At 72.9% G+C, this 16396-nt stretch carries 10 protein-coding genes; 6 read left to right on the forward strand and 4 right to left on the reverse strand.

Annotated elements, in window-relative coordinates; all coding sequences use genetic code 11:
* Positions 1-39: 39 nt before the first annotated feature.
* Both OF819_RS02950 and OF819_RS02955 read left to right on the forward strand, forming a co-directional pair.
* Entirely contained in the window at positions 40-1077 is a 1038-nt protein-coding gene (locus OF819_RS02950) for an endonuclease/exonuclease/phosphatase family protein (RefSeq protein WP_267241695.1), read from the forward strand.
* Between the two features lie 38 nt (positions 1078-1115).
* Entirely contained in the window at positions 1116-3173 is a 2058-nt protein-coding gene (locus tag OF819_RS02955; protein WP_267241696.1) for an FUSC family protein, read from the forward strand.
* Positions 3174-3211: 38 nt separating this feature from the next.
* On the opposite strand, the gene OF819_RS02960 is transcribed toward OF819_RS02955, so the two are convergent.
* A complete protein-coding gene (locus OF819_RS02960; RefSeq protein WP_267241697.1) occupies positions 3212-3637 on the reverse strand; it encodes an RNA-binding S4 domain-containing protein in 426 nt (141 codons plus the stop codon).
* A 221-nt stretch (positions 3638-3858) separates the two neighbouring features.
* Here OF819_RS02960 and OF819_RS02965 point away from each other — a divergent pair, with 221 nt between their 5' ends.
* Positions 3859-4848: a hypothetical protein gene (locus OF819_RS02965; RefSeq protein WP_267241698.1), complete on the forward strand. Its 990-nt coding sequence runs from the start codon at positions 3859-3861 to the stop codon at positions 4846-4848.
* Positions 4849-4881: 33 nt separating this feature from the next.
* Here the strand turns inward: OF819_RS02965 and OF819_RS02970 are convergent, their stop codons facing one another.
* Complete coding sequence (locus tag OF819_RS02970) at positions 4882-6960, reverse strand: PhoX family protein (protein WP_267241699.1); 2079 nt, start codon at positions 6958-6960, stop codon at positions 4882-4884.
* Between the two features lie 331 nt (positions 6961-7291).
* On the opposite strand from OF819_RS02970, the gene OF819_RS02975 reads away from it, so the two are divergent.
* Together OF819_RS02975 and metG are read left to right on the forward strand one after the other, a co-directional pair.
* The gene (locus OF819_RS02975) at positions 7292-9187 is read left to right on the forward strand and encodes a VWA domain-containing protein (RefSeq protein WP_267241700.1); all 1896 of its coding nucleotides are present in this window, start codon (positions 7292-7294) and stop codon (positions 9185-9187) included.
* Positions 9188-9319: 132 nt separating this feature from the next.
* Entirely contained in the window at positions 9320-10936 is a 1617-nt protein-coding gene (metG, locus tag OF819_RS02980; protein WP_267241701.1) for a methionine--tRNA ligase, read from the forward strand.
* Between the two features lie 107 nt (positions 10937-11043).
* On the opposite strand, the gene aspS is transcribed toward metG, so the two are convergent.
* Positions 11044-12825 (reverse strand): aspartate--tRNA ligase, encoded by a 1782-nt coding sequence (gene aspS, locus OF819_RS02985; RefSeq protein ID WP_267241702.1) that lies wholly within the window; start codon positions 12823-12825, stop codon positions 11044-11046.
* Between the two features lie 175 nt (positions 12826-13000).
* Between aspS and OF819_RS02990 the strand changes: the two genes are divergently transcribed.
* Positions 13001-15310, forward strand: coding sequence for a SpoIIE family protein phosphatase (locus OF819_RS02990; RefSeq protein ID WP_267241703.1), 2310 nt, complete (start codon positions 13001-13003; stop codon positions 15308-15310).
* On the opposite strand, the gene OF819_RS02995 is transcribed toward OF819_RS02990, so the two are convergent.
* Positions 15193-16356, reverse strand: coding sequence for an AI-2E family transporter (locus OF819_RS02995; RefSeq protein ID WP_267241705.1), 1164 nt, complete (start codon positions 16354-16356; stop codon positions 15193-15195). The genes OF819_RS02990 and OF819_RS02995 overlap by 118 nt on opposite strands.
* Positions 16357-16396: the final 40 nt, after the last annotated feature.

Below are 16396 nucleotides of genomic sequence, written 5' to 3' on the forward strand. Positions count from 1 at the left end.
AGGCGAGCACGCGGACGACACAGCGCGGAGGACGGCGGCGTGAAGAGCGGCACCATCACCCCGGCGGCCCCGGAGGCCGCCGACGACGACACCGCCCCGCACCGCGGCGGCGGCCCGCGCCGACTCGCCGCCTTCTCGGCCGGCGCGCTCCTCCTCGTCCCAACCGCCGTCGCCGCCTGCCGCGTCGCGGACGTCGACGCCGTCACCCCCCTGCCCCAGCTCCTCGCCTTCCTCCCCTGGATGCTCGCCCCGGCGGGCGTCGCCCTGCCGCTCGCCCTCCTGGGACGGCGGCGCACCGTCGCCCTGTGGGCGGCCGCGGTGCTCGCGCTCCTCGGCTGGCATGTCAGGCCGTACGACACCGGGCTGACCGAAGACCCGCCCGGCCCCGTCGCCGCCCGGCTCACGGTGCTCACCTCCAATCTGGAGTTCGGCGGCGCGACCGAGGGGCTGCTGACGGTGCTCCGCCGCGAGCGGCCGGATCTGGTCTTCGTCCAGGAGTGCAGCCTGACGTGCGCCAAGGCCCTTCAGTCGCGCGTCTCCACCGCCGACTACCCGTACCGGAACATCGTCGAGGGCGACCCCGCGGAGGGGTCGGCGATCCTCAGCAGGCATCCGCTGAAGCCCGCGCCCGGAGTGGACTCCGTCCTCGCCATGCCGGGCGCGACGGCCACCGTCGGCGAGCTGCCGGTGAACCTCCAGCTCGCCCATCCGCTGCCGCCCATCCCCGACGCCGTAGACGACTGGCGGCGCGAGCTCGGCCGGCTCACCTCATACGCCGCCGACGCCCGGGACAGCGGCCGTCCGACCCTCATCGCCGGGGACTTCAACGCCACCCAGGACCACGCCGCCTTCCGCCGCCTCCTCGAAGCCGGCGAGCTGCGCGACAGCGCGACGCTGGCGGGCGCGGCCCGCACCCCGTCGTGGCCGGCCGCGGTCCGCCGCCCGCTCGGGGCCCAGATCGACCATGTGCTGGTCAGCGAAGACTTCGCGGTACGCGACGCCCGCTTCCTCGACCTCGCGGACACCGACCACCGCTCACTGCTCGTCACCCTCGATCTCCACATGCGGACCGAGTGACTTGCGTCGATCGCACCCTTCGGGGTCTTTTGTTGACCATGCGCGAACGCGAACGCACGACCGGGCTGATGACACCTCCCGACTGGCTGATGGAGGCGCTGCGCCCGCAGCGCGCGCCCGTCCCCTGGGCCGCCGTGGCCCGCGCCGGAGTCGCGCTGTCCGCGCCGCTGGCGGCCGGCTTCGCCGTCGACCGGCCCGCGTACGGAGCGCTGGCCTCCATCGGCGCGCTCTCCGGCGTCATCGGCGACACCGCCGACGCCTACCGCATGCGCGTCTTCAATATCGCGGTGCCGCAGCTCTTCGGCGCGGTGGGCGTCACGCTCGGCACGCTGGTGTACGGGGAGGGGTGGGCGGCCGTCGTCGTGCTGACGCTCGTCGCGCTGGTCTCCGGGATGATCTCCTCCATCGGCGCGGTGGCCTCCGTATCCGGGCTGCTGCTTCTGCTGAACACGGTGGTCGGATCCGGCCTCCCGCTGCCCGAGCCCTGGTGGAAGGCGCCGCTGCTGCTCAGCGCCGGAGGGTTGTTCGTCCTGGCGCTGACGCTGCTCGGCTGGCCGTGGCGCGGCCGGGAGCCCGAACGGGCCTCGGTCGCCGACGCCTACCGCAGCGTCGCGGAGCTGCTGGCCGCGGCCGGCACGGACGCGTACCCGGACCGCCGCCAGGCCGTCACCCAGGCCCTGAACGCCTCGTACGACCTGATCCTCGCCCGGCGCGCCCGCGCCCAGGAGCGGCGCGGCCCGATGGTCCGGCTGCTCGCGCAGCTGAACGCGCTGATCCCGCTGGTCGAGGCGGCCGCGGCGGCGCATCTGTACGGGCGGGCCTCGCGGCGGCCCGAGATCGCGGACGCGGTGCGGGATCTGGCGGACGCGGTCGCCGCCTCCCGCACGGGGCCCGCGCCCCGCACCGGCCCCGCGCCCCGCAACGAGCCGGGATCTTGCACCGGCCCCGCGCCCGGCGCCGCCGACGAGCCGCCTCCCCTGCCCGAACCGGAGGGCCCGGCCGACCGCGCCGTCGACTCCGCGCTGCGCCACGCCTGGACGACGGTCCACAAGCCCGACCCGGACCCGTACAACGTCGACGACCGGCTCGGCCGCCCCGCGGCCCTCCGCATCCGCGTCCGCCGCGCCGCCCGCAGCGTCCTGCTCTCCAGGGCCTCCTGGCGGTACGGCCTGCGCCTCGCGCTCTGCATCGGCCTCGCGCAGACGCTGGTGACGCTGGTGCCGGTGGAACGCTCGTACTGGGTGGCGCTCACCATCACCTTTGTGCTGAAGCCCGACTTCGGCTCGGTCTTCTCCCGCGCCGTGCTGCGCGCGCTGGGCACCGCGGGCGGGCTGCTGATCGCCATCCCCGTCCTGGCGGAGGTCCCGCGCGGCTGGTGGGACGTGCCGGTGACGATGGCGCTCGCCGCGCTCATCCCGGCGTTCACGGCGAAGGGGTACGCCTTCCAGACCGCCGCCATCACCCCGGTGATCCTGGTGCTCTCCGACCTCATCAACCACCAGGGATTCGATCTGATCCTGCCCCGGCTGACCGACAGCCTCATCGGCTGCGCGATCGCACTGATCGCGGGCTATCTGCTGTGGCCGGAGAGCTGGCACGCCCGCATCGGCGACCGGCTCGCGGACGCGGTCCAGGACATCTCGGAGTACGTGGCACGCGCCTTCCCGCACGAAGCCGCCGAAGCGCCGGCGGCGCACGCCGAGACCCCGGCGGCGCACGCCGAACGGGTCCGCGCCCGCCGCCGCATCTACCGCGATCTGTCCGCCGTGCGCACCGAGTTCCAGCGCGCCCTGACCGAACCCCCGCCGACGGGCACACGGGCAGCCGCCTGGCAGCCGCTCGTCATCGCCGTCGAACGCATCATGGACGCCACCACGGCCGCCCGCGTCCGGGTCGCCCACGGCGCCCCGCCCCCGTCCCCCGCCGAGGTCGCCGCCATCGCCCGGCAGCTCCGCGAACTCGCCGAAGGGCTGCGCTCAAGCGATGTGCTCGTCACGGTCCGCGCCGATCTGGAGGGCGACGAGAAGGGCATCCTGGCCCCTCTCCGCCACGAGGTGACGGCGGCCCGCGCGATCGCCTCCCCCACCCGCCGCTGACGCCGGGCGAACCGGAGGCGGGCGACACCGCGCAGGGCTCAGCGGCCCCGCCCGCTCGGGGCCTCGGGGCCGCGCGGGCCGCCGAGGCCCTGGAGGCGCTCCAGCTCGCGGCGGTCGCGCTTCGTCGGGCGGCCCGTGCCGCGGTCGCGGACGGCGACGGGGGCGGTGAACTCGCGCGGCGGGGGCGGGGGGCTCTTGTCCTCGTAGCACTGGACCGCGACCGGCGCGCCGACCCGCTTGCGGACCAGCCTGGAGACGACGACGATCCGCTCGCGGCCCGCGTGGAAGACCCGCACCTGGTCGCCGGGGCGGAGGGCATGCGCGGGCTTGACCCGGTCGCCGTTCACCCGGACGTGGCCCGCCCGGCAGGCCGTGGCGGCCTGGGACCGGGTCTTGGTGAGCCGTACGGACCAGATCCATGCGTCGACCCGTACCGGGCCCTCATCCGTCGCGTCTGCTGCCATGGTCCCGACTGTACGACGCCGGGGCCGCCGGATCCTCCGACTTCTCCAAGGCCGGTGCAGGGCCCCGGATCATGGGGCTGTCACGGAGGGCCGTCTGTTCCGCAGGGCAGCCGCCCGCCCCTCACCCCTCCCCGTGCGTCCCACTACGATGCGCTCGATCTCATCCAACTCATCGGCTTATCCGATCCGCTCGCTCGCCATGGACTTCTGAGGGGTTGCCGATGGCCGCACGCCGACGACGCTTCGCACCGGACTTCGACCCGGTCTTCGGGGACCGCCCTCTCGCCGCCGCGCTGCACGACATCGTTATCGGACGCTGGCAGACGGCCCGCGACCTGCTGTACGAGACCGGCGACGACTGGCCGCTGCGCACTCACCGGCTGCGGCTGCTGGCGCACACCGCCGCGGAGACCTCGGCCGCCGAGAGCTGGCGGGCCGCGGAGCCGGACAGCGCGGACGCGGCGGTGCTGGGGGCCGCGACGCAGGTCGTACGGGTCCTGCACAGCGCGGTCGCCGCATGCGGACACAGCACGGGCCCCGGCGGGTGCGCAGCCGACCGTACGGTGCTGGACAGGGCGGTGCTGACCTGCCTGAAGGCCGCAGACGCCCGGCCCGCCGACCCCATGCCCTGGGTGTCGCTGCTGACGCTTGCACGGCTGTACGAGGACGGGGTCTCACCACGCGAACTGTGGCGCTGGCAGGACGAGTTGCGCCGCCGCGACCCGTACAGCATGGAGGGCCATGTGCAGCTGCTGCGCTACTACTCTGCCCGCTGGCACGGCACGCACGGCACGATGTACGACTTCGCCCGCGACGCGGCGGGCGCGGCCCCGCTCGGCTCGCCGCTGCCGGTGCTGGTGCAGATCGCACGTGTGGAGGAGTACCGCTATATCTCCGACATGGCGCGCGGCCGCCCCGTCCGCGGCTTCGACCAGCACTGGAAGCACGAGCTGGCGGAGGTCGAGGTCCGCCGCACCTGGCACCGCTGGATCCTCGGCCGTCCGCCGGGCCCGCCGGCCCCGTACGAGGTCGGCGACCTCAACTGTCTGACGCACGCCGCCTGCCATGCGGGGCTGAAGGAGCAGGCCCGCTCCCTGTTCGCGCTGCTCGGGCGGCAGGCGTCCCGGGTCCCCTGGTCGTACACCGGGGACCCGGCCGAGCAGTTCACCCGCTTCAGAAAGGCGGTGGGCGCGGCGGGCCCGCTGGGCTGACCCGCCGCGCCGGAACCCCTTCCGGGCTCCGGGTCAGACGCCGATGCCGCGGCCGTCCTTGCGGTAGACCGCCACCACCGACGGGCGGACGATCCGGCCCGGGCCGTCAGGCCAGACGCTGGCCGGGTTCTCCACCGTCGCGCCGTCGACCTCGCCCGGGTGCTGCACGGCGACCAGGACACGGCGGTCCTGGATGATCGGCCCGCAGGTCTCCGCGCCCGCCGGCACCGTCAGGAACTGCTTGATCTCGCCGCGCCGCTCGCCGCGCGTCGCCACGCCGAACAGTCCGTCGTGCGAGCCGAGCTTGTTGCCGTCCGTGGAGATCCACAGATTGCCGTGGTCGTCGAAGGCCACATTGTCCGGGCAGGAGATCGGGCTGACCTTGTCCTTGGGGAAGCCCGCGAAGTACGTCGCCGGGTCCTCCGGGTCGCCCGCGACCAGGAACAGCCGCCAGGCGAAGCCGTCGCTCGCCGGGTCGTCCCAGTGCTCGGCGAGCTCCAGGACCTGGCCGTGCTTGTTCTGGTTGCGCGGGTTGGCCTCGTCGGCGGCCGGGTAGCCGTCCTTGCCGCGGTTGGTGTTGTTCGTCAGCGCGACATAGACGCGGCCGGTGCGCGGGGAGGGCTCGACGTCCTCGGGGCGGTCCATCTTGGTGGCGCCGACCTTGTCGGCGGCCATCCGGGTGAAGACGTACACCTCCTCCGCGGTCATGCCGGGGACATGCGAGGTGTCGCCGGTCGCCAGCGGAATCCACACGCCGGAGCCGTCGAACTCGCCGTCGCTCGGCAGCTTGCCGCTGCCGTCGACGTCCTGCGGCGAGTCGCCCGTCAGCTTGGCGACGTACAGCGTGCCCTCGTCGAGGAGCGTGGCGTTGTGCTCGCGGGCGTGCCGGCTGTTGCCCTTCTTCATCCGCTTGGACGAGACGAACTTGTAGAAGTAGTCAAAGCGCTCGTCGTCGCCCATGTAGACCACCGGGCGGCCGTCGGACGTCAGCCGCGGCTGCGCGGCCTCGTGCTTGAAGCGGCCGAGCGCCGTGCGCTTGCGCGGGGTGGAGTGCGGGTCGTACGGGTCGACCTCGACGACCCAGCCGAAGCGGTGCGACTCGTTCGGCTCCTGCGCTGCGTCGAAGCGCTTGTCGAACCGCTCCCACTTGCGCGAGGTCGCACCCGAGCGGATGCCGTAGCGCTTGTCGGACGGGCTGGAGCCATGGGCGAAGTACTGGTTGAAGTTCTCCTCGCCCGACAGGATCGTGCCCCACGGGGTGGTGCCGCCCGCGCAGTTGTTGAGCGTGCCGAGCACCTTGCGGCCGGAGCGGTCGGCGGAGGTCTTCAGCAGATCGCTGCCCGCGGCCGGGCCGGTCAGCTCGAACTCGCTGGTCGCGGTGATCCGGCGGTTGAGGTAGTGGCGGGTCACCGGGGTGAGCTTGCCGCTGCGCCACTCCTCCTGGACCACGACGACGGACAGGCCGTGGGCGGCCCAGGCGATCTCGACCTGCTCACGGGTCGGGTTGTCGGAGTCGTAGTCCTTGAACATCAGCTGCTCGTCCGTGTACTCGTGGTTCGCCACGAGCACCTGGCGACGCCACTCGCGGGGCAGCGGGAGCAGCGAGAGGAAGTCGTTGTTGTAGCCGAACTGACCGGCCTGCGCCTTGGCGCTCTGCCGGTCCGGGTGGAACGCGGGCGCGCCGCGCAGAATCGGTTCTCCCCAGCGGATGACGACGTTCTGGGCGTAGCCCTCGGGGACGGTCACCTTGTCGTCGGTGTTCGGCGCGACCGGGGTGAAGCGCAGACCCCGGGCTCCGTCGGCCCTGCCGGGGCGGTGCCAGCGGTCTCTGCCCGCGGGCGCGGCGGGCGCGGCGGGCGCGGCGGCCTCGGCGGAGGACGCGCCCTGGACGACGGCCGCGCCGCCCGCGGCGGTGGCGACGGTCACCACGGCGGCGGCGCGCATCATCGAGCGGCGCGACAGGGCGCCCGCGATGACATCGCCCGCGTACTCGTTGTCGCTGGTGTTGGGCACCTCGTGGAAGCAGGCGTCGCCGCAGCGGTAGCGGCAGGTGAGAGCGGAACGACCACCCGAATGGCGGTTGACGTTCAACAGCGGCAGCATTTTGCGCACTTCGCTTCTTCCTCCTCCGGCGCACCCGCGCCGAACGTATCGACAGTCTGTCGGAATAAGTCCAGCGATGACGGTAGGCGCGACGGGGCGCAGCGTGGCGGACGAACGATGAACACGGCGTGAATCCGGCGGGTCTGAGGCGGGGTTGACATCGTGCGCGTGGTGTGAATGAGGTCGGCCCCGCCCCTGCGGCGATTCCGGCGGGGCGGCGGCTAACCTTACGTGTCCGCCATGGCCGTCGGTCTGCGTCGAACAGGGCGGCGATCCCCTGGCCCGTACGGCCGGAGTGCGGACGAACCACCGCAATCAACTCATGCGAAAGGCCTCGCCCATGGGCATTCGGAGCTTGCTGCGCAAGGTGTTTGGCGGACGCGACCGTGCGACGGGGCGCGAGGAGTCGACTACGGCGGCGGCCGTCCCGCCGCAGCCCGAACGCCGCGAGGAGTCCGTGTCCGCGGGCAGCGCACCCGCGGACACGGCGGCGGCTGCGGACACGGCGGACACGGCCGCACGGCGGGTCCCCTGGCCCACCCCGGAACGCACGCCGAAGCCGGAGCCCGGCGCCACGGGGTCCAGCGCGGCGGACCTGGTCTCCGCGGCCTTCGACAACCCGGCGCCCCACGCCACCGCGATCCCGCCCCAGCCGGACGCCGAGCGGGAGGACGCCGCCGCGGATACGGCTCCGGCTGCGGACGCGCCCGCCCTGCGGCAACGGGCGGCGACCGCTGAGCCCCCCTCCTCCCGGGAGGAGGGCCGCGCGGCCGGGGCGGCGCCCGCGGACGCCTCGGGTCCGGCAGGGGAGTCGCCAGCACGCCCGGGCGACCCTGCGGACGCCGTCGAAACCGCGGCCGCGTCGGCCGGGGCGGACACGCAGCCGCCGGCCCCGGCCGGGCCTGCACCCGAGGCCGACGAGCCCCCGGCGGACCTGCCCGCGTCCGCAGCCCCCCGCACGGCGGACACCGCCGACACGCCGTCACCGGCGGCCCCTGACGCGAGCGACCACAGCACCCCGGCAGCCACGCCCGTGTCCCCGTCCGCGCCCGAGGACACCGTTCCTGTGGGCGCGGAGCCCGCGGCAGCGGCCGGAGTCTCGTCTGCCGCCAATGCGGACGAGCCCCCGTCCGCCGAGGCGGACGGCCCCGCGCCCGCGACGACCCCCACGGCCAGCCCCACTGACACACCGTCCCCAACCGCCGCGGGCGCGACCGACGAGCCCGCCGCCGCAGGAATCGCCCCCTCCGCCGCCGTGGCCGAAGCGGCGGCCACCGAGAACCAGCCCGCACACGAGCCCACGACGGCTCCCGTCACGGACACCGGGGATGCCAGCACCCCGAGCGGCCCCGCGCCGCAGCCCACCACGGCAGCAGCGGACAACCGCGCCGCGCCGGACGCCGCGCACGAGCCCGCGACGGCTCCCGCGGCCGCGGGCACGACGGGCGACCCCGCGGCCGTACCGGCGACCACCGCCGACGCCGCGGACGCGAGCGCCGCCCGCGCCCGTGCGGCGAACGGCCCGGCGGCGACCGCGGCGGACGCCGCCCCCGCCTCCCCGCCGGAGGCGACCCCCGCGCCCGCCGTGTCGCTCGCGCGGGTGAAGGCGCAGGCCGGTGGGGTCGTCGAGGCGTACAAGGCCGCCGGGAGCGCGCTGAAGAAGGCCGGGCTCGGCGGGGTGCGGGCGCGGGTGTATCTGGTGCTGGACCGGTCCGGGTCGATGCGCGGGTACTACAAGGACGGCAGCGCCCAGCGCCTCGGCGAGCAGGCGCTCGCGCTCGCCGCGCATCTCGACGAGAGCGCGACGGTGCAGGTCGTGTTCTTCTCGACGGAGGTCGACGGAACCGGCGAGCTGGGCCTCGCCTCGTACGAGGGCCGGATCGACGAGCTGCACGCCTCCCTCGGCCGGATGGGGCGTACGAACTACCACCTGGCGGTCGAGGAGGTGCTCGCGCTGCACGCCAAGAACCACGGCGACGACACACCCGCGCTGGTGCTGTTCCAGACGGACGGCGCGCCGGAGTCCAAGACCGCCGCCACCGCGGCGCTCTCCGCGGCGGCGGACCGCCCGGTGTTCTGGCAGTTCGTGGCGTTCGGCGAGTACGACGCCAAGGCCTTCGACTATCTGCGCAGGCTCCAGGCCCCGAACGCCGGCTTCTTCCACGCGGGCCCGGCCCCCGGCGAGCTGGCGCACTCCGCGCTGTTCAAGGGCGTGCTGGCGGGCTGGAAGCCCTGAGCCGGCGCCCGCAGCGGGCTTCGGCACGGTGACGGCCCCGCCCGCGCCGTCACCGTGCCGTCACCCTGCCGCCGCGGGCCTCCCCGGTTATGCGGGTGAGTGGATCTTCACAGGGCCGATAGGATTTCGACCATGGCGGCCACTGGATCCGAGAAGCAGGGGGCGAAGGCGTACTACGTCTCGACCCCCATCTATTACGTCAACGACGCTCCTCACCTGGGCCACGCCTATACGACCGTCGCAGGCGACGTGCTCTCCCGCTGGCACCGCCAGCGCGGCGAGAAGGTGTGGTACCTCACCGGCACGGACGAGCACGGTCAGAAGATCATGCGCACTGCCGAGGCGAACAAGGTCACGCCCCAGGAGTGGTGCGACAAGCTCGTGGAGGAGGCATGGAAGCCCCTCTGGGAGCATCTGGACATCGCGAACGACGACTTCATCCGCACCACGGAGAAGCGCCACACCGACCGGGTCCGGGAGTTCGTCCAGGACCTGTACGACAAGGGCGAGATCTACAAGGGCGGCTACGAGGGCCCGTACTGCGTCGGCTGCGAGGAGTACAAGCTCCCCGGCGAGCTGCTGGACGGCGAGGGCGAGTACGCGGGTCAGCAGCTGTGCCCCGTGCACAAGAAGCCGGTGGAGATCCTCAAGGAGGAGAACTACTTCTTCAAACTGAGCGAGTACGGCCCGAAGCTGCTGGAGCACTACGAGGCCAACCCCGGCTTCATCCAGCCCGAGTCGGCCCGCAACGAAGTGGTGAACTTCGTCAAGCAGGGTCTTCAGGACCTGTCGATCTCCCGCTCCACCTTCGACTGGGGCATCAAGGTCCCGTGGGACGACAAGCACGTCATCTATGTGTGGATCGACGCGCTGCTGAACTACGCGACCGCGGTCGGCTACAACGAGAACCCGGCGAAGTTCGACGAGACCTTCCCGGCGGACGTCCACCTGGTCGGCAAGGACATCCTGCGCTTCCACGCGATCATCTGGCCCGCGATGCTGATGGCGCAGGGCCTGCCGCTGCCGGGGAAGATCGCCGCGAACGGCTGGCTGATGGTCGGCGGCGAGAAGATGTCGAAGTCCAATCTGACCGGCATCAAGCCGCAGGACCTGACCTCGCACTTCGGCGTGGACGCGTACCGCTGGTACTTCTTGCGCGCGATCGCCTTCGGGCAGGACGGCTCGTTCTCCTGGGAGGACTTCACCGCCCGCTACACCAGCGAGCTGGCCAACGACTACGGCAATCTGGCCTCACGCGTCGCTGCCATGGTCGGCAAGTACTTCGGCGGCACGCTGCCGGAGGCGACGGCGTCCGGCGACGCGGAGAAGGCGATCCAGGAGGGCCTGGCGAAGGCCGTCGCCGAGGCCGACCGCCGCATCGGCGAGGAGCTGGACTTCCAGGGCGGCATCCTGGCGGTCTTCGACTTCATCAAGCAGGTCAACGGCTACATCACGGAGCAGGAGCCGTGGAAGGTCGCCAAGGACGACTCTGCCGAGGGCCGGGCCCGGCTGGCGAGCATCCTCTACACGGCCGCGGAGTCGCTGCGCGCGGTCGCGGTGCTGCTGAACCCGGTCATGCCCGAGACCTCCCAGGCGCTGTGGGACTCCTTGGGCGCTGAGGCGTCCCTGGGCGCGCTCGCCGGCCAGCGGGTCCAGCGCGCGGGCGAGTGGGGGAGGCTCCCGGCGGGCGCGACGGTGACGAAGGGCGCGGTGCTGTTCCCGCGGCTGGAGGAGCCGAAGAAGTCATAGCCCGCGCCGGCGAGCCCGAAGCACCGAAGGTCCGGAACCAACCACGGTTCCGGACCTTCGTGCTCTGCGGAGCGCGCCCCTCAGTCGGGGGTGCGCCGTCGCGGTGACTACTCCGCGGACTTGCCCTCCGCCGCCGGCGGCTTGCGCAGGGCGATGTTCAGCTCCTTCAGCCGGGCCTCGTCCAGCTCCGTCGGCGCGCCCATCATCAGGTCCTGCGCGTTCTGGTTCAGCGGGAAGGCGATCGTCTCGCGGATGTTCGGCTCGTCGGCGAGGAGCATCACGATCCGGTCGACGCCCGGTGCGATGCCGCCGTGCGGCGGGGCGCCGTACTGGAAGGCGCGGAGCATGCCGGAGAACTCGCGCTCCACGGTCTCGCGGTCATAGCCGGCGATCTCGAAAGCCTTGAACATGATGTCCGGCTCGTGGTTCCGGATCGCGCCCGAGGACAGCTCGACGCCGTTGCAGACGATGTCGTACTGCCAGCCGAGGATGTCCAGCGGGTCCTGGGTTTCCAGGGCCTCCAGGCCGCCCTGCGGCATGGAGAACGGGTTGTGCGAGAAGTCGATCCGGCCGGTGTCGGGGTCCTTCTCGAACATCGGGAAGTCGACGATCCAGCAGAAGCGGAAGACGTTCTCCTCGAAGTGGCCGGCCCGCTTGGCCGCCTCCACCCGGACCGCGCCCATGATCTTGGAGACCTCGTCGAACTCGCCCGCGCCGAAGAAGACGGCGTGGCCGGGGACGAGGCCCAGGCGCTCGGTGAGGACCTTGACGTTCTCCTCGGTGAGGAACTTGGCGATCGGGCCGGTGAGCTGCCCGTCGTCGCCGACGCGCACCCAGGCCAGGCCCTTCGCGCCCTGCTCGACGGCGAAGTCTCCGAGGCCGTCGAAGAACTTGCGCGGCTGGGCGGCGGTGTCCGGCACCGGCAGGGCCCGGACGTGCCTGCCCGCGAACGCCTTGAACTCCGAGCCCTCGAAGACGTCCGTGATGTCGACGAGCTCCAGCATGGCGCGCAGGTCCGGCTTGTCGTTGCCGTACTTCAGCACCGCCTCGCGGAACGGGATGCGCGGGAACGGCGAGGTGACATGGCGGCCGTTGCCGAACTCCTCGAACAGCTCGGTCATCAGCTGCTCGATCGGCGCGAAGACGTCCTCCTGCTCGACGAAGCTCATCTCCACGTCGAGCTGGTAGAACTCGCCGGGCGAGCGGTCGGCGCGGGCGTCCTCGTCGCGGAAACAGGGCGCGATCTGGAAGTACCGGTCGAAGCCGGAGATCATCAGCAGCTGCTTGAACTGCTGGGGGGCCTGCGGCAGCGCGAAGAACTTGCCCGGGTTCAGCCGGGAGGGCACCACGAAGTCACGCGCGCCCTCGGGGGAGGTCGCGGTGAGGATCGGGGTGGCCATCTCGTTGAAGCCGAGGGCGGTCATCTTGTGCCGGATGGCGGAGATCACAGCGGTGCGCAGCATGATGTTGCGGTGCATGCGCTCACGGCGCAGATCGAGGAAGCGGTACTCCAGCCGCCGCTCCTCGTTCACACCGTCGTCCGTGTTGATCGTGAAGGGCAGCGGGCCCGCCGCGCCCAGCACCTCGACCGCCGAGACCTCGATCTCGATCTCGCCGGTGGACAGGTCCGGGTTGACGTTCTCCGCGCCGCGGGCCGAGACCGTGCCGTCCACGCGGACGACGGACTCCTTGGACAGATGGCTCAGCGCCTCGTTGGCGGGGGTGCCAGGGCGGGCCACAAGCTGCGTGATGCCGTAGTGGTCGCGCAGATCGATGAAGAGGATGCCGCCCAGGTCTCGGCGATTGTGCAGCCAGCCGCTCAGCCGGACGTCGCTTCCGACGTCAGAGGCGCGGAGCTCGCCGCAGGTGTGGGACCTGTACCGATGCATCGTCGTTCATCCAGTCTTCGGGCTTCGAGGTGGGCACAACCTTTGCAAGGTTACCGTCCGGCCCCCGCTGCTCTCATTGGCATTGACATGCCACCGCCGGGGCCGCGGCCCCGGCGGAGATCCGGACACCTCACCGGAAGAGCGTTCGGAATGGTCTTCGGAATAGTCTGAGGCCATGCGCACCGAGGACGTCCTGGCCGCGATCGCGACCGGCCTGTGGCGCTGGGACAACGTCACCGGAACGGTCACCCTCGACGCCGAGGCCGCCCGGCTGCTGGAGCTGCCCGCCGAGCCGGGCGTCTTCCCCACCTCCGCCGTGCGCTCCCGCTTCCACCCCGTCGACTGGAACGAGGTCAACGGCATCATCAGCCTCGCGGTCGCCGAGGGCACCCTCGCCGAGGCCCGGCTGCGGATCGTCGACGAGTCCGGCCGGGTGGTCCGCACCGTGCGCAGCCGTACGAAGCCGGTCGTCGGCGCCCCCGCGCCGTCGGAGGACTCCGGCTACCGGGTCAGGTTCCAGCTCATCGGCACGCTCCAGGAGGTCACCGAGCCGCAGCCGGGCAGCACCGCGGCCCAGACCCCCATCACGGGCGACTGGCGGCGCTCACGCGAGGCGTTCCTGCTGGACGCGGGCCGGGCGCTGGCCGAGGCCCGGTCCACCGCGGAGGTGCTGCGGGTCGCCGCCTCGCTGTCCATGCCCGGCTTCTCGCCCGACGGCCTGGCGGTCTTCGGGGCGGAGGGCGAGCGGCTGACCATCGTCGGCCACCACGGGCACGACGAGGGCGACGAGAACCCCTTCACCGACATGGCGCTGGACACCGACTATCCGGCGGCGGAGGTGGTGCGCACCGGCCGGGCGGTCTATCTGCCCACGCCGCAGGAGTACCGCCGCCGCTATCCGTCGGCCTGGCCGCTGGCCCGCCGCTTTCGCCGCCAGTCCTGGGCGTTCCTGCCGCTGATCGTGGCGGGGCGGACGATGGGCGCGTGGATGGCGGCGTTCAAGCACCCGGTGGCCTTCACCCCCGACGAGCGCTCCGTGCTGACGACGGTCGCGCGGATGCTGGCGCAGGCGCTGGCCCGCGCCGGGGTCGCGGAGTCGGAGCGGGAGCTGTCCCAGGGGCTGCAGCGGTCGATGATGCCCGTGCTGGGCCCCGCCGTCCCGGGGATGACCGTGGCCGCGCGGTATGTCCCCACCGGCGGCGGGCTCCAGGTCGGCGGCGACTGGTACGACGTGATCCCGCTGCCGTCCGGCCGGATCGCCCTGGTCATCGGGGACGTACAGGGCCACGATGTGGGCGCCGCCGGGCTGATGGGCCAGCTGCGGATCGCCCTGCGCGCCTACGCCTCCGAGGGGCACCGGCCCGACGCGGTGCTCTCGCGGGCCTCGCGCTTTCTGCACGGGATCACGGACGCGACGGACGAGTTCGGCCGCGGAGACCCGGTGGACACAGCGTCCGCCGGGGACACGGCGGACTACGCGGCGCCCCGCTTCGCGACCTGTCTGTATCTGGAGGTGGACCCGGCGACCGGCGGCGTGGAGATGGCCCGCGCGGGCCATCCGGAGCCGGCCGTGCGCACGGCCGACGGCACGGTGCTGCTGCACCCCGCCGAGGGCGGGCTGCCGCTGGGCATCGTCCCGGACACGGACTATCCGACGACCCGGCTGGTGCTGGAGCCCGGCGAGATCCTGCTGATGTGCACGGACGGGCTGCTGGAGACCGGCGGGCACGATCTGGAGTCCGGCTGGGCGCGGCTGCGCACGGTCCTGGAGAAGCAAGCGGAGGAGCACCCCGACGCCTCGCTGGAGGAGCTGGCGGACAGCCTCGTCCATGCGGTGCACGGCCCCGCCTCCCACTACACGACCGGCCCGCTGGCGGACCGCCGCGAGGACGACATCGCTCTGCTGCTGCTCTCCCGGGAGGGCGTCGCGCGGGTGCGGGAGGCTCCGCGCCGCACGGCGCTGACGGTGGCGCAGGCGGAGCCGGAGCGGATCGCGGCGGCCCGGCGGCGGATGCGGGAGCTGCTGCACGACTGGGCGGACCCGGAGCAGATCGACTCGGCGGTGCTGATGGTCTCCGAGATGGTGACCAATGTGCTGGTCCACACGGACGGCAACGCGCTGCTGGTGGCGGAGGTGATCTGCCGCCGGGAGGGAGTGGACGGCTCGGACGGGGGAGACGCCGGGAACGGCTCGGACGGCGGGCGGCGGCTGCGTGTGGAGGTCGCGGACGGGAGCGACGAGCTGCCGCACAAGCGGCGGCCCGGCGAGCTGGCGTCGTCCGGGCGGGGCCTGGTGCTGATGGAGATGCTGGCGGACGCGTGGGGCGTGGACCCGCGGGGCGCGGGCAAGTCGATCTGGTTCGAGCTCTACGAGCCGCCGTCCTCGTCCGCCCCTGATCCCGTTCCCGGCCCGGATCCCGTTCCTGGCCCTGATCCCGTTCCTGGCCCGGATTCCGCTCCGGACGCCGACGGCTCGGTGGCGTAACGATTCCTCAGCTCGCCGACCACCCCGAACGCGGCGGCGGTCAGCGGCACGGCCAGCAGCATCCCCAGGATCCCGGCGACGGACGCGCCCGCCGTGATCGCCAGCATGACCAGGGCGGGGTGCATCTGCACCGTACGGCTCTGAATCACCGGCTGCAGCACATGCCCCTCCAGCACCTGCACGGCCAGCACCACCCCGAGCGCCCACAGCGCGATGACGAAACCCCGGTCGGCGAGGGCGACGAGGATGGCCACGGCCCCCGAGATGAACGCGCCGAGGTACGGGATGTACGCGCCGACGAAGACGAGCGCCCCGAGCCCGACGGCGCCGGGCACTCGCAGGATGAGCAGCCCCGCGGTGATGGCGACGGCGTCGATGAGGGCGATGAGCGTCGTCCCGCGCATAAAGCCCTCGACCGCCTCGAAGGCCCGCCGTCCCATGGCCTCCACCAGATCGCCGGACGAGCGGGGCGCGAGCGAGCGCAGCACATCGGCGGCCTTGTGCGAGTCCCGCAGGAAGAAGAAGCTCAGCAGCAGCGCCAGCACGGCGATCGCGATCATCTCGCCGACCACGCTCAGCCCGCTGATCACCCCGGAGGCGGCCGTCGACCCGAACCGCCCCAGCAGATCCCTGGCGTTCGCCGCGAGATCGTCAAGCGAGGTACCGGCCGCCCCGAAGTGCCGGGCGAGATCTTCCGCGGCCTGCCGCAGCGAGGCGACGATCTGGTCGCCGGTCTCGATCAGCGCGCTGACGACGATATAGGTGGCCCCGCCGAAGACCGCCACCACGGCGGCGCAGGTGAGCCCGGCCGCCAACGACCGGTTGACCTTCATCCGGATGAGCCGCCGGTGCAGCGGCCCGAGCAGCGCGGTCCCGAGAATCGCCAGCAGCACGGGCGTCACGGCGGTCTGGAACACCCCGGCGAGCCACACACCGACCCCGACGACCCCGGCGACCAGCAGAGCGACGGCACACCAGGCCCCCACCCGCCACACCGCCTCGGGCAGCAGCCCGCGCCCGCTGCCGCCGCCGTTCCCACTCCGCACACGCCCAGCGGACCACGGCCGCGGGGCGTCGTCGCGCGGT

This window comes from Streptomyces sp. PR69 (assembly GCF_026420845.1).
Lineage (GTDB): Bacteria > Actinomycetota > Actinomycetes > Streptomycetales > Streptomycetaceae > Streptomyces.